The organism is Howardella ureilytica (assembly GCF_054657495.1).
Map to the genome: position 1 here is coordinate 30,492 of NZ_BAAHYP010000004.1, position 14,478 is coordinate 44,969.

At 39.4% G+C, this 14,478-nt stretch carries 11 protein-coding genes and 1 other RNA gene; 11 read left to right on the top strand and 1 reads right to left on the bottom strand.

Annotated elements, in window-relative coordinates:
* Positions 1-210: 210 nt before the first annotated feature.
* The 10 genes from ilvA (at position 211) to ppsA (ending at position 10,899) form a co-directional block, all read left to right on the top strand.
* Positions 211-1,428 (top strand): threonine ammonia-lyase, encoded by a 1,218-nt coding sequence (ilvA, locus tag ACYQ1N_RS02775; protein WP_459832482.1) that lies wholly within the window; start codon positions 211-213, stop codon positions 1,426-1,428.
* 157 nt (positions 1,429-1,585) lie between these two features.
* Positions 1,586-2,797 (top strand): ATP phosphoribosyltransferase regulatory subunit, encoded by a 1,212-nt coding sequence (gene hisZ / locus ACYQ1N_RS02780; RefSeq protein ID WP_459832484.1) that lies wholly within the window; start codon positions 1,586-1,588, stop codon positions 2,795-2,797.
* The gene (hisG, locus tag ACYQ1N_RS02785; protein ID WP_459832486.1) at positions 2,794-3,429 is read left to right on the top strand and encodes an ATP phosphoribosyltransferase; all 636 of its coding nucleotides are present in this window, start codon (positions 2,794-2,796) and stop codon (positions 3,427-3,429) included. Before hisZ ends, hisG begins: the two co-directional genes overlap by 4 nt.
* Entirely contained in the window at positions 3,429-4,727 is a 1,299-nt protein-coding gene (gene hisD, locus ACYQ1N_RS02790; RefSeq protein WP_459832488.1) for a histidinol dehydrogenase, read from the top strand. The genes hisG and hisD overlap by 1 nt, the downstream gene beginning before the upstream one ends.
* Before the next feature lie 7 nt (positions 4,728-4,734).
* Positions 4,735-5,328 carry an imidazoleglycerol-phosphate dehydratase HisB gene (gene hisB, locus ACYQ1N_RS02795; protein WP_459832489.1) on the top strand — a complete coding sequence of 198 codons (594 nt, stop codon included), beginning with the start codon at positions 4,735-4,737 and terminating at the stop codon, positions 5,326-5,328.
* 12 nt (positions 5,329-5,340) lie between these two features.
* Positions 5,341-6,057, top strand: coding sequence for a 1-(5-phosphoribosyl)-5-[(5-phosphoribosylamino)methylideneamino]imidazole-4-carboxamide isomerase (gene hisA / locus ACYQ1N_RS02800; protein WP_459832492.1), 717 nt, complete (start codon positions 5,341-5,343; stop codon positions 6,055-6,057).
* The gene (hisIE, locus tag ACYQ1N_RS02805) at positions 6,054-7,289 is read left to right on the top strand and encodes a bifunctional phosphoribosyl-AMP cyclohydrolase/phosphoribosyl-ATP diphosphatase HisIE (protein WP_459832494.1); all 1,236 of its coding nucleotides are present in this window, start codon (positions 6,054-6,056) and stop codon (positions 7,287-7,289) included. Before hisA ends, hisIE begins: the two co-directional genes overlap by 4 nt.
* A gap of 89 nt (positions 7,290-7,378) precedes the next feature.
* Positions 7,379-7,906 (top strand): phosphatase PAP2 family protein, encoded by a 528-nt coding sequence (locus ACYQ1N_RS02810; RefSeq protein ID WP_459832497.1) that lies wholly within the window; start codon positions 7,379-7,381, stop codon positions 7,904-7,906.
* A gap of 13 nt (positions 7,907-7,919) precedes the next feature.
* Positions 7,920-8,248, top strand: an RNA gene (gene rnpB, locus ACYQ1N_RS02815) — RNase P RNA component class A.
* A gap of 266 nt (positions 8,249-8,514) precedes the next feature.
* Entirely contained in the window at positions 8,515-10,899 is a 2,385-nt protein-coding gene (gene ppsA / locus ACYQ1N_RS02820) for a phosphoenolpyruvate synthase (protein ID WP_459832499.1), read from the top strand.
* A 102-nt stretch (positions 10,900-11,001) separates the two neighbouring features.
* On the opposite strand, the gene ACYQ1N_RS02825 is transcribed toward ppsA, so the two are convergent.
* Positions 11,002-12,483 (bottom strand): DUF885 family protein, encoded by a 1,482-nt coding sequence (locus ACYQ1N_RS02825; protein WP_459832502.1) that lies wholly within the window; start codon positions 12,481-12,483, stop codon positions 11,002-11,004.
* 243 nt (positions 12,484-12,726) lie between these two features.
* Between ACYQ1N_RS02825 and ACYQ1N_RS02830 the strand changes: the two genes are divergently transcribed.
* Complete coding sequence (locus ACYQ1N_RS02830; protein ID WP_459832504.1) at positions 12,727-14,349, top strand: potassium/proton antiporter; 1,623 nt, start codon at positions 12,727-12,729, stop codon at positions 14,347-14,349.
* Positions 14,350-14,478 lie beyond the last annotated feature (129 nt).

Here is a 14,478-nt window from a genome sequence, read left to right on the forward strand (position 1 = left end):
ACTTCCGGTACGGAAAATTCAATATCCGAACAGGAAGAATTCCATGCTTCAGACAACATAAGTGATACGGAAAATACGGAAAATACGGAAAACATCGCGGAAGTTGTGTCTGAAGATTTAACAAACGACGAAGACACTTCGGAAGAACCTAAGAAAAAGAAAGGGTTCTTCAGTTGGTTCAGAAAATAAAATATAAGTAGGGCAATAATTATGGAAGAGTTTACATTAGAGAAGTTTAAAGAGGCAGCCGAAAAAGTAAAAGAGGTAACTGCAGGAACACCGCTTATACACAGCGAATTTTTCAGCGACATGTGCGGCAATGAAGTTTATTTAAAGCCGGAAAACATGCAGTTTACCGGTGCATATAAATTAAGAGGCGCATATTACAAAATCAGCACAATGACGGACGAAGAAAGAAAAAAAGGGTTAATTACCGCTTCTGCCGGAAATCATGCCCAGGGAGTTGCATATGCCGCGTCAAAGTACGGTGTAAAGGCAACGGTGGTTATGCCTACCAACACGCCTTTGATTAAGGTAAACAGAACAAAGGGATACGGAGCTGAGGTGGTTCTTTATGGAGACGTATATGACGAATCATGCAGTTATGCAATGAAATTGGCAAAGGAACAGGGACTTACATTTGTACATCCTTTTAATGATTTGGATGTTGCCACGGGACAGTCATCCGTTGCAATGGAGATATTGGATGAGCTTCCGGATGCCGACTATATTCTTGTTCCGGTAGGCGGCGGCGGACTCGTTACCGGTGTTGCCACATTGGTAAAGATGATTTCTCCGAGAACTAAAGTTATTGCCGTTGAACCTGAGGGTGCCAACTGTTTGCAGGAGTCAATTAAAGCGGGACATGTTGTAACACTTCCTGAGATTAACACCATAGCCGACGGTACGGCCGTTAAAACACCGGGAGATAAGCTTTTTCCGTATATAGCGGAAAATATCGACGATGTTATTACTGTTCCTGATGAAGAACTTATAGTTGCATTTTTGGACATGGTAGAAAACCATAAAATGATAGTTGAAAATTCCGGACTGCTTTCTGTTGCCGCCACCAAGCATATTCATGCAACAGGCAAGAAAATAGTATCCATACTTTCCGGAGGAAATATGGACGTCATAACCATGTCATCTGTTGTACAGCAGGGACTTGTGCTTAGAAGCAGAATATTTACGGTATCCGTACTCCTTCCGGATAAACCGGGAGAGTTGGTGAAGGTTTCGGAAATAATTGCCAAAGCAAAGGGAAATGTAATTAAACTTGCACATAACCAGTTTGTAAGTATTAATAGAAATGCAGCGGTTGAATTGAGAATTACAATCGAAGCATTCGGTAACGAACACAAAAACGAAATTGTTGCGGCTCTTGAGGCCGGAGGTTTAAAACCTCGTCTTGTTAAAGTCAGAATGTAATGTTTTAACCCCTGTTTGACATTTTTCAAGCAGGGTGTTATTATTCTTAACATACTTTATTACTTTATCATGCTAAACCAGTAAAGGAATATTATTAAACGGGAAAAGCCCGCATGATTGCGGTTTTTATATTTAACATAAATGCGAGGGGATTGTTATGAAAAAAGATTTATTACATACGCCGGAAGGAGTAAGAGACATATATGGCAGAGAATGTCTGGAAAAAAGAAAGATTACGGATGCGCTTGAAAATGTGTGTAGTAATTTTGGATTCAACAACATAGATACTCCTACATTTGAATTTTTCGATGTATTTAATCAGGAAAGAGGAACCATCCCTTCAAATGAGATGTTTAAGTTTTTTGATCATCATGGGAACACATTGGTGCTGAGACCGGATGTAACTCCCGCAATAGCACGATGTGCCGCAAAATATTTTATGAATACGGAAACTCCGGTTAAGCTGTTTTATACAGAAGATGTATTTATTAATTATGAAAATGCCTACAGAGGACAGTTAAAAGAGACCACGACCGTAGGTGCGGAGCTCATAGGAAACGGCACCGAAGATGAAGATTTCGAAATAATATGTCTTGCCATAGACTGTTTAAAAAAGAGCGGGCTCGAGAACTTCCAGGTTGAAGTGGGAAATGTAAGCTTTTACAACGGATTAATAGGAGAAGTCTGTACGACGAAGGACGAAAAAGAAGAGTTGACCAATCTTATAATGGACAAAAACTTCCTGGCGGTTGAAGAGCTTTTGGATGAACTCAACTGTGATGAATCGGTAAAACAGGCGTTGCTCGCATTACCGGGGCTTTTCGGGCTTGAAGCCGATGTTTTGGATAAGGCAAGAGAACTGACCGACAATGAAACAAGCCTTGCAGCAATAGATCATCTTTCAAAGCTGTATAATAAGCTTTGTCAATACGGATACGGTAAGTATATATCTTTTGATATCGGCGCATTGAACGAGCATATGTATTATACGGGCGTTATATTTAAGGCATATACATTCGGAACGGGAAATGCGGTATTAAGCGGCGGAAGATATGATAATCTCATAGGACAGTTCGGTAAGGACAGGGCTTCAATCGGATTTTCATTGTCCGTGGACAGACTGATTGATGCAATTAAAAGACAAAATATTCCGATTTATCTTAAAAAGAAAGGCTCACTTATAGTATATGACAAAGTTTCGTCGGACATGGCGTTTATTGAAGCGGTAACGCTTAGAAATAACGGAATGCGGGCAGGACTGTACCCTTTAAACGGGGATAAAGATATATACAGAAACCTTGCTTTAAGTGAAAATTATGAAAAAATAACATTTATAGAAAATAATGAAAGAAAGGAGGAGATTATATGAGATATCTGACAATTGCGCTTGCAAAGGGAAGGCTCGCAGATCATGCCGTGGAATTATTTGAAAAAATAGGTATTACATGTGAGGAAATGAAAGATAAAGATACGAGAAAGCTTATATTTACAAATGAAGAGCTTAAAATCAAATTCTTTTTATCAAAACCGAGCGATGTACCGACATATGTGGAATACGGTGCCGCGGATATTGGTATAGTAGGAAAAGATACCATACTTGAAGAAAACAGAAGACTGTTTGAAGTGTTGGATCTGGGAATAGGAAAATGCAAAATGTGTGTATGCGGTCCGGAAAGTGCGGCGGAAAAACTCAATAATCATGAATTGATAAGGGTTGCAACAAAGTATCCTAATATTGCGAAGAATTATTTCTTTGACAAAAAAAGACAAACGGTTGAAATTATAAAATTAAACGGATCTGTTGAGCTTGCACCTCTTGTGGGACTTTCGGAAGTAATAGTCGATATAGTAGAAACCGGAAGCACTCTTAGAGAAAACGGCCTTAAGGTGCTTGAGGAGGTATGCCCTTTGTCGGCAAGAGTTGTGGTTAATCAGGTAAGTATGAAAATGGAAAATGAGCGTATTGCACGAATTATAGATAATATCAGGGAGGTCATATAATGAAAGTTGTTAATATTAACGAAGATTCCATCAAAGATTTATTAAAAAGTCTTTTAAAAAGAAGTCCGATAAATTACAGAGAGCAGGAAGAAGCCGTAAATAATATTTTAACAAATGTAAAGGACAACGGAGACCTTGCCTTATTTGAATACACGGAAAAATTCGACAAGGTTAAACTGACGGCGGAGACAATTAAAGTTACGGACGAAGAAATAGAGGAAGCTTACGCCGAAACGGATGACGAACTCATAAGAGTAATCAGACTCGCCATGAAAAATATAGAAGAATATCATGAAATGCAGAAAGAGGAGAGTTGGTTTGATTCTAAGCCTGACGGAACGATCCTGGGACAGAAAATTACTCCTTTAAGCAGGGTAGGCGTATATGTTCCCGGCGGAAAAGCCGCATATCCTTCATCCGTATTAATGAATGTAATACCGGCAAAGGTTGCGGGAGTTGATGAGATTATTATGTGTACTCCTCCGGGACGCGACGGAAAAGTATATCCTACGACTCTTGTAAGCGCCAAAGAAGCCGGCGTCGATACAATATACAAAGTCGGAGGCGCTCAGGCCATAGGAGCGCTTGCGTACGGAACGGAATCAATACCGCAGGTGGATAAGATTGTCGGACCTGGCAATATATTTGTTGCATTGGCCAAAAAAGCAGTATTTGGATATACGGGTATTGATTCGGTAGCCGGTCCGTCGGAAATCCTCGTACTTGCCGATGAGACGGCCAATCCGAGATATGTTGCGGCCGATTTACTCTCTCAGGCAGAGCATGACCAGCTTGCGTCGGCAATTCTTGTTACAACGAGTTTGGAAGTCGCGGAAAAAGTACAGTCAGAGATTGAAGGATTTGTAAAAAATCTCGAAAGAAAAGACATTATTCAGGCATCCTTGGATAATTACGGATATATACTGATTGCGGAGGATATGGATACGGCAATTGATGCGGTAAATGCAATAGCGTCGGAACACCTGGAAATCGTAACAAAAGATCCTTTCGGAACCATGACAAAAGTCAGAAATGCAGGCGCCATATTCCTCGGTGAATCAAGTTCCGAACCACTGGGAGACTATTTTGCCGGACCTAACCATGTTCTTCCGACAAACGGTACGGCAAGATTTTTCTCTCCTCTCGGCGTGGATACATTTGTTAAAAAATCAAGCATTATTTCATATTCAAGAGATGCTTTGAGAAAGATTCACAAAGATATTGAGACATTTGCAAATGCGGAAGGTTTAACGGCTCATGCAAATTCAATCAAAGTCAGATTTGAAAATGAGGAATAATCAGGCTATGGATAATTACAGAACAGCGACTATACAAAGAAAAACGAATGAAACCGATATAGAGATAACCGTTAATCTTGACGGAACAGGCAAGGGAGAGGTAAGTACGGGAATCGGATTTTTCGATCATATGCTTTTAAGTTTTGCAAAACACGGATTATTCGATCTTAATGTAAAAGTAAGAGGTGACTTAAACGTGGATTGTCATCATACAATTGAAGACACGGGAATTGTGCTCGGTATGGCAATTGAAAAAGCTTTGGGAGATAAAAAGGGAATAAAAAGATACGGTTCATGCATACTTCCGATGGATGAGGCGTTGGTGCTTACGGCGGTTGATTTATCCGGAAGACCTTATCTTGTCTTCGACTGCGATTATACGGCTCCGATGATCGGCGAATACGACACTCAAATGACAAGAGAGTTCTTCTATGCCGTAACTTATAACGCAAAGATGAACCTGCATATTAAAAAAATACACGGAATAAACGACCATCATACGGTTGAGGCATGCTATAAATCATTTGCGAAGTCTCTTATGGAAGCGGTTTCCGTAAATCCGAGAATAACGGATGTATTATCGACCAAGGGTACCATTTAAAGGAGAATATATATGATTTTATTACCTGCCATTGATTTAAAAGACGGTAAATGCGTAAGACTGAGAAAGGGCAATTTTGATGAAAAAACCGTATATTCAGATAAGCCCTGGGAAATTGCGAAAGAATTTGAAAATGCCGGAGCGCAGATGATACATTTGGTGGACTTGGACGGAGCCCTTGCAGGGCATTCCGTAAATGCCGATGTTATTAAAAAAATTACATCATCAGTAAACATACCGTGTGAGCTGGGCGGAGGAATAAGGAATAAAGATTCAATAGAAGCCGCGGTTAATTTAGGAATATCAAGAGTTATACTCGGCACCATTGCCGTATCCGACCCCGAATTTGTCACGGAGGCGGTTGAAACCTTCGGCCCTGAAAAAACAGTTGTTGGTATAGATGCAAAGGACGGAATGGTTGCAATTCACGGCTGGGATACCGTAAGTAATGTTACAAGTGTGGATTTGGCGCTTGACATGAAGAGAAGAGGCGTTAGGACCGTTATTTACACCGATATATCGAGAGACGGAATGTTAAGCGGTCCTAATGTTGAGCAGACGCTTAATCTGAAAAATAAAACGGAAATGACGGTAATCGCATCCGGAGGAGTGTCGTGTCTTGACGATCTTATCAGACTAAACGACAGCGGTATTGACGGTTCGATAATAGGTAAAGCCATATATGAGAATAAAATAGATCTCAGGGAAGCGGTAAGGAGATTAAATTGATAAAAAAAATAATTCCATGTCTGTATATTAATGTATCAGAGATTAAAGGGGATATCTCATTTAAAATATACAGAGACAAAGACAGAACTGATGAAATGCCGGGAGAACTTATCACTGTTTGCGAAATGTTTGAACAAAACGGCGCTGACGCAGTTATGTTATTTTGCAGTGCAAACACAGACGAAGCCCACGAAAGATTCATATATTGCATAAGAGATATTACGCGAAGTATCGATATACCTCTTTATGTCGGGGGAGCGGTTAACAGACTTGAAGATGTAAAGAAATATCTGTATGCCGGAGCTGCAAAAGCAATTGTTAAAGAAAACAGTTTTGATAAATTAAACGGGGATGATTTGCTCATTTCCTCAATTGAGCGATTCGGTGATGAAAAAATTGCAATAGACAACGAAAATTCCATTCTTGTTTCAGATAAAGACAATGTAAAAAGAGAAGTGATTTCAGTAGATGACGAAAAAGAGATGGCTTCCATAATGACCTCTGAGTTGATTTACGGAGTTACCGGAAGCTTCTTGGCTGATGAACACTTTGATTTCTACGAAAAAAAAGAAGAACTTTCGAGAATGGGAATCGATGTCAATTCGTCAATTCCAAACTTTACGTTTGATGACTTTAAGTTAGATCAAAACGGCCTTATTCCCGTAATAGTTCAGGATTATAAAACTGATGAAGTCCTCATGATGGCATATATGAACAGAGAAGCCTACGAAAAAACATGCAGCTCGGGGAAAATGACATATTACAGCAGAAGCCGAAAATCACTTTGGATAAAGGGTGAAACCAGCGGACATTTCCAGTTTGTAAAAGAATTAAAAGTAGATTGCGATCAGGATACGCTTCTTGCAAAAGTAAAACAGATAGGTGCCGCATGTCATACCAATAATTACAGCTGTTTTTACAGAGATGTACTTGAAAGCAGGGATATGAGCACTAATCCTCTTAAAGTATTCAACAAAATAATGGATACGATAAGGGACAGAAAAAATAATCCTAAAGAGGGTTCATACACAAACTATCTGTTTGATAAGGGAATCGACAAAATACTCAAGAAATGCGGTGAGGAAGCGACGGAAATAATAATAGCCGCAAAAAATCCAAACCCGGAAGAAATTAAGTACGAAATAGCCGATTTTTTATACCATGTTATGGTGCTTATGGAGTTAAAAGGCGTTACGTGGGAAGATATAATAAAAGAACTTGATAATAGATGAAAATATTTATACAATTACAGAATACGAAAAATTAATTATATTATGCATTAAACCGAATCCGGTTTTATAATTTGTGAAAGAGGCATGTTTTGATAAGGATTTCCGACAATTTTTTTGAAAAATATTATGACAGAATTGTGAATGCCATATCTCATAAGCCTAAATATAAAAAAGCAATCAAAGCAATGGATCTGACGCTTCCGCTTATGGTAGGTTCATCATATGCCATATCCGTATTGAATGCATACAGACATTACGGAAAGGAATCTCTTACTTATACGGTAGGCATTCCTGCCGTGGCGTTTACCTCGGTGGCCGTGGCAAGAGAATTCATTAATCAAAAAAGACCTTATGAAAAATATAATTACAAGCCGCTTGTAAACAGGAAAAAGAAGGGAAAGTCAATGCCGAGTCTCCATACTTTTTCCGCAGCCTTAATTGCGGCATCCGTATCATATTATTATCCGGTGGGAGGTATGCTCCTGTGGGTGGCTGCGTTTTTAATAGCCGCCTCAAGAGTAATGACCGGAGTACATCATTTCAGTGATGTATTTGTGGCTCTTTTGCTCGGAGTACTTATGAAATTCACGATATTTGCAAGAGAATTCACTGATTAATCCGAAAATAATTTGAGTAGCATGGATAATCGCTGCATTGCAGAGGAAAGTCCGGGCTTCACAGGGCAGGACGCCAGATAACGTCTGGTGGAGGCGACTCTAAGGAAAGTGCAATAGAAAATAAACAGCCTTTAAGGTGATGGTGGAATGGCAGTGTAAGAGACTACCGCATTATTGGTAACAGTAATGGTCAATGCAAACCCCGTCCGAAGCAAGATCAGAACATAAGCTATACGATTGCCCGTCGTGCTTTAGGTAGATCGCGTTAAGCGGTGCGGCGACGCACTGAGAAAGATAGATGATTATCCGAGACATAACCCGGCTTACAGTGCTGCTCAAAATGTATATTTTCCGATACATTTTTATGTAATCGGTACAGAAAGCATATCGGAAGTGCAACAATTAAGGTGATTATCCGTAGTTTGCATTTTAGATAAATGTCATAAAAAAGTATGTATATATACTTGTTCAATTGACATTAGCCCTATTTTGCTATAGTATCAAAACAATCATGGATTACAGCATTTTTATGTGTTTTTCAATGTTTTAGTTTTATTATTATATATTTTTGTAATGCAATATTTGCTTTTTAGGAGGAAATGAAAAGTATGAATCGCGAAGAAGCATATGTACTTTGGTTTGATGAATTAAGAAGAGAAGATGTAGACCTTGTCGGCGGTAAATCATCGTCACTCGGTGAACTTACATCTGCTACAAAGGTTCCGGTACCTTATGGCTTTGCAACTACGGCACACGGTTACCGTCACTTTATGGAGACAACAGGTCTTGAGCCACGTATCCGTGAGGAACTTGCCAAACTTACGGATGTAGAGGATTCAGCTCTTCTTCGTGAAGTAACAGCTAACATCAGAGAGATGATTTGCGAGCAGGAAATGCCTGAGGACCTTGCCGAAGCTATCCGTGTTGCTTATGAGGAACTCGGTGAAAAGATGAATGACAAAGATCCTTTTGTTGCTGTTCGTTCAAGTGCTACGGCAGAAGACCTTCCGGATGCAAGTTTTGCCGGTCAGCAGGATACATACCTTAATGTTAAGGGTGCGGATGTTGTTATCCAGAAGATTAAGGAGTGCTATGCTTCAACATTTACAGACAGAGCTACATATTATCGTGAGAAACAGGGATATGACCATATGACGGTTGCTCTTTCCGCAACTGTTCAGATGATGGTATTCTCAAAGGCTGCAGGCGTTATGTTTACGGTTGATCTCGTATCGGGCAGCGATGATTCGATTATTATTGAAGCTTCATACGGACTCGGAGAGTATGTTGTACAGGGTACAGTTACACCTGACAACTTTACCGTAGATAAGAATACTCTTGAGATTAAAAAGAGAATAATAAATGACAAGCCTATTAAGTTGATCAGAAAGCCTGAAGGCGATGTTGTTGAAGAAGTTGTTCCTGCCGAAGAAAGAAAAGCTCAGGCCATTACGGATGAGCAGGTAAAGGAATTAGCTACATATGCAAAGGCAATCGAAAAGCATTACGGTTGTTATATGGATATGGAATGGGGCGTTGACGAGAGAGATAACAAGGTATGGCTTCTCCAGGCTCGTCCGGAAACAGTTTGGTCACAGAAGAAAAAGAACGGTGAATCAACCGCAGTTTCCGAAGAAGCTTCTGATATCGATCTTGATCCTATCGTTCAGGGACTTCCTGCTTCTCCTGGAAAGGCCGCAGGTAAGGCACATGTTATTCTCGATCCTTCACTTATCGATGAATTCAAAGAAGGCGAGATTCTTGTTACAACAATGACTGCTCCCGACTGGGTTCCTGCCATGAAGAAGGCAAAGGCCATTATTACGGATGCCGGCGGTATGACATGTCATGCTGCAATAGTAGGCCGTGAGCTCGGTATTCCTTGTATCGTAGGTACAAGAAGCCGTTCACAGGCCGCTACCGAGGTTATCAAAGACGGTATGGATATTACGGTTGATGCTACTAACGGTGTTGCATACGACGGTATTGTTGACAGTATCGTTAAAAAGGCTGAAGCTCCTGCAGCAGTGACGGCTGTTGCCGAATCTGTTCCGGTAACAGGTACAAAGGTATATATGAATCTCGGTAATCCTGATTTAGCAGAGAAGCACGGTCAGCTTCCATGTGACGGAATCGGACTTATGCGTGAAGAATTTATCTGGACAACATTTATACATGAGCATCCGCTTCATCTTATTGAGACAGGCCGTTCCGAAGAAGCGGTTAATAAGCTTGCAGACGGTATGAGAAAGGTATGTCAGGCTCTTGCGCCACGTCAGGTTGTTCTTCGTCTTTCAGACTTCAAATCAAGCGAGTATCGTGATTTAACGGGCGGAGACAAATATGAGCCTCATGAACCAAGTGCACTTCTCGGTTGGAGAGGAGCTTCCCGTTACTATGATCCTAAGTATCTTCCTGCTTTTAAGCTTGAGCTTAAGGCTATCAAGAAGGTACGTGAGGAATTCGGCTTTAAGAACCTTATGGTTATGATTCCTTTCTGCCGTACGGTTCACGAAGCAGAGATAGTTACCGGTATTATGGCTGAAGAAGGTCTTGTAAGAAGCGCAGACTTTAAGATTTGGCTTATGGCTGAAATTCCTTCCAATATCATTCTTGCGGACCAGTTCAACAAGTTTGTTGACGGATATTCAATCGGCTCTAACGACCTTACGATGCTTGTTCTCGGTGCGGATCGTGATAACGAAACCGTACAGCATATTTACGATGAGCGTAATTTGGCTGTTAAACGTGCAATTCGTCATCTTATTGACGTGGCTCACAGAGACGGAAAGACGGTTTCTATTTGCGGACAGGCTCCAAGCGTATACCCTGAACTTTGCGAATTCCTTGTTAAGAGCGGTATCGATTCAATTTCTGTTAATCCTGATGCAGTTGTATCTACAAAGAAGACAGTTGCTCAGATCGAGCAGAGAATGATGATGGATGCTCTTACAGGCAGAGGCAAGGCTGATACGGAAGATTACACATGGTAATCGGTAATTAATTCTCGGTTTGATAATTAAATATAATTTTATATATACGGTATTTATACCGGAATAAAAAAAAACCGGCACGTCAGTGCCGGTTTTTTTTTATTAAAAATTATTTATCATATATAATCTTTTCTCAATATCTTTAAATCCCATCGGACCGAGCTCGGTTATTAATCTGTTGAATTTATCGTCGGAATAATTATCGCCGGCAATATCTTTTGCTTTTCTTTGCATTTCAAAAACTTCTTCAAGTCCGACCGCGTATATTACACGTGAACCGGGGTTAGTTGTTACATCGTTATACAAATCATCCTGAACTTTGCTGTCTCTTATTCCGTAACCGGAAAGAAAGCTTCTGAGTTCATCAATAGATTTACCGTAATAATTTGCTTCTATATCAATTTTTGCATAAATCGCGTTATAACCGAAGTTATAGTACTTGGCCACATCGCTTACTCCGGACTCAACAGAGTCGTTGTATGAATATGAAAGATATTCGGCATACGAAGCAAATCCCTCTGTATAACCGTTATTCATTGTAAAATATCGTACCGGATCTTCTTCACCTTTATTTATTTTGTCCGATAAATAAGAAACCTGATACATATGTCCCGGATATCCCTCATGCGCAAGTATAGTAAATAAATCTCTGGAATAATTGACTGCATTTTTATTCAATATAATCTTACTTTTGTTAATGTCATCAAGAGGAGGGATAATATATCTCGCTGCATCAACAAAGTATTTTCCTTCGTCTTCCGAATATTCAATAGTATATTGCGCATCTTGTACTGCAGGGAAATGTTCTTTGGACACCTCTTTCAGCTTATTTAATATTTCATTTGGGTCACCGTCCGTGGAATATGATTTATACTTTTTTTGATCTCCGCTGCTTGTGGAATCCAGACCTTTAAAAAACTGTTCCAGATATGCGTTATTCATTTTGTAATACTCATCAACAGTTTTTCCGGCACCGATGGAGTTCTCTAAAAGCTGCTCATAATATTCCTTACCGTTCGGTTGTGATGACAATGATCCTGAATATTTATGTTCCGATAAATCGGGATAAGTAAACTTTGTTATATAACTGTCCAGACAGAGACGAATTTCGTCATATGCCTTTTGTTGTTTAAAACTAAGTGATGAATAATCAAATGTCGCAAGTTGTTTTTTCAAATCCGTAAATGATGTAAGATAAGCCGCATTTGTATCAGCCTGATTATTCGGATTAAGGCTGTATTTACCCGGTTCGACGCCGTAACGCTCCGGATGTTCCATACTTGAGTTATAAGTATTCATGTCGGAAGTTACCAGCAGATTCAATAATTCGTTTGTATAAGCATTAAAATCAGAATTATCGGTATCCGAATGTGATACGGGCGTTGTGTCTGCCTTGTCTGGATCCAAAGATTCGGGAGTGTCTTTGGATGAAGCAAGAAACAGACTTCTGTAAATACTTGGATTAAATCGTATTATCGCCCATGCAATCAAAATAGATACACCGGCTAAGAATACAATAAGAATCACAATTCTTTTCGGTGTGAAAATTTTCTTTTTGGAAGTATCTTTGTAAGATGTACTCATAATATTCCTTTCTTTTTATATGATATTAATGAATATTATATACAATTTTTATTTAATTGTCTTATGTTAATTAATGTAAATCAGCTTGCAAGGCGATTGAAATATAAGAAAACAGACAATAGAGAATATAATGAACAATCAGATTTTTATGACCGGGAAACGTGGATTTATATAAATTTTACACTTGTTTTATATTAACTTATCAAATATAGTTAATGGTAATAAAAGTCGGAGGAATAATGAATGGTTTTTTATCTTATCGGTATTGCGCTGATACTTCTCGTAAGTATTTCCATGAATAAAATAAGTACTAAGATAGGAATACCGGCTGTACTGGCATTCATATTATTCGGAATGTTTCTGGGAATGAGCGGACTGATAAAAGATTTTGATTTTGCGTTTGACAGCGCTGAAACGGTATGTTCTTTGGCATTGATCTTTATCATGTTTTTCGGCGGTTTCGGAACAAACTGGAAAGAAGCAAGAAAAACCGCGGTTCCGTCTGTTTTATTATCTACATTGGGAGTAGTTTCAACAGGTGTAATTACCGGGTTATTCTGCTTTTTGGCACTGCATATGCCGATAGCCGAAAGTATGCTTATCGGAGCGGTGCTTTCTTCAACGGATGCTGCCACCGTGTTTTCGATTTTAAGGTCAAGAAGTCTGAGTTTAAAGTATAATACGGCTTCCATATTGGAACTTGAAAGCGGAAGTAACGACCCTATCGCATATACAATGACCGCAATATTCATATCGGTTCTTCAAGGTTCGGCAAGTGCCGGATCCATATCGTATATGATATTTGCCCAGATTGTATACGGATTGGGTATAGGCGTCGGAATTGCGGTTGTAGGGGTATTTATAGCCAAAAGAATGAATCCGAATACCGGCGCGGGATTCAGAATGATGTTTTTCCTGGCGTTTGCAATGCTTGCGTACGGAGTGCCTGTTGCGGTAGGAGGAAACGGTTATCTGAGTGTATATATAGTCGGTATAATTATGGGTAACGCAAAACTCAAGGGAACGGCGGATGTTATGAATTTCTTTGACGGCGTTACCGCATTTATGCAAATTCTTATATTCTTCCTGCTGGGAATGCTTTCAAATCCTTCTTCGTTTGTAAATGTATGGATTCCGGCAATATTAATCGCAGTTTTTTTAACATTTATATCAAGACCGGTGAGTGTATTTGCCATAATGTCGCCTTTTAAAGCGAAATTTAACCAAATGATACTTGTATCTTGGTCGGGGCTTCGAGGAGCGTCATCCATAGTTTTTGCAATATCGGCAATCCTCATGGTTACATTACAAAACGACGTGTTCCATATTGTTTTTTTGGTCGTATTATTTTCCATGTTGTTACAGGGAACATTGTTGCCGTTTGTATCTAAAAAATTAAACATGCTTGATGATGAAAACAGTATTGCAAGAACCTTTACCGATTATATGGAAGAGTCGCCGGTTCAATTTATTCAATTTTCCGTACCTGAGGGACATGAGTGGATCGGTCATACACTTAAAGACATTACGCTTCCTCCGGAAACAGTGGTGGTGCTGATTAAGCGTGACGGTGAAAATATTATTCCGAGGGGAGATACAACATTTGAATGTAATGATAAAGTAATTCTGAGTGCAAAAACATTTGAAAAGGTGAAAGGTATAGAATTATCTGAGATAGAGATACATAAAAATGACGATTATTCCGGTCGTACGATAGCAGATATAGGCAGACATCTTGAAAGTGAAAAAAGAATTGTTATCATCAAGAGAAACAGCGATGTAATAATCCCTAACGGAGATGTTATACTTCAAGACGGGGATGTGGTTGTATTAAGTGAAATTGAAAATATTGAACAAAATAAATGAACGGTTATACCGTAATTGATAATTTTCTGATTTTCTGACTAAAACACTGAAAATTTCAAAGTTAATATTTAACATAAAAACCTTCCGTAACGGTGTGTAATCAACTTTACGCACTGCTGCAGAAGGTTT

Excerpts from the sequence above, each read along its gene's own strand:
- ppsA (WP_459832499.1), top strand. The coding sequence starts at position 8,515 with ATGAATCGCGAAGAAGCATATGTACTTTGGTTTGATGAATTAAGAAGA.
- ACYQ1N_RS02825 (WP_459832502.1), bottom strand. The coding sequence starts at position 12,483 with ATGAGTACATCTTACAAAGATACTTCCAAAAAGAAAATTTTCACACCG.
- ACYQ1N_RS02830 (WP_459832504.1), top strand. The coding sequence starts at position 12,727 with ATGGTTTTTTATCTTATCGGTATTGCGCTGATACTTCTCGTAAGTATT.
- hisG (WP_459832486.1), top strand. The coding sequence starts at position 2,794 with ATGAGATATCTGACAATTGCGCTTGCAAAGGGAAGGCTCGCAGATCAT.
- hisD (WP_459832488.1), top strand. The coding sequence starts at position 3,429 with ATGAAAGTTGTTAATATTAACGAAGATTCCATCAAAGATTTATTAAAA.
- hisZ (WP_459832484.1), top strand. The coding sequence starts at position 1,586 with ATGAAAAAAGATTTATTACATACGCCGGAAGGAGTAAGAGACATATAT.
- hisA (WP_459832492.1), top strand. The coding sequence starts at position 5,341 with ATGATTTTATTACCTGCCATTGATTTAAAAGACGGTAAATGCGTAAGA.
- hisB (WP_459832489.1), top strand. The coding sequence starts at position 4,735 with ATGGATAATTACAGAACAGCGACTATACAAAGAAAAACGAATGAAACC.
- ilvA (WP_459832482.1), top strand. The coding sequence starts at position 211 with ATGGAAGAGTTTACATTAGAGAAGTTTAAAGAGGCAGCCGAAAAAGTA.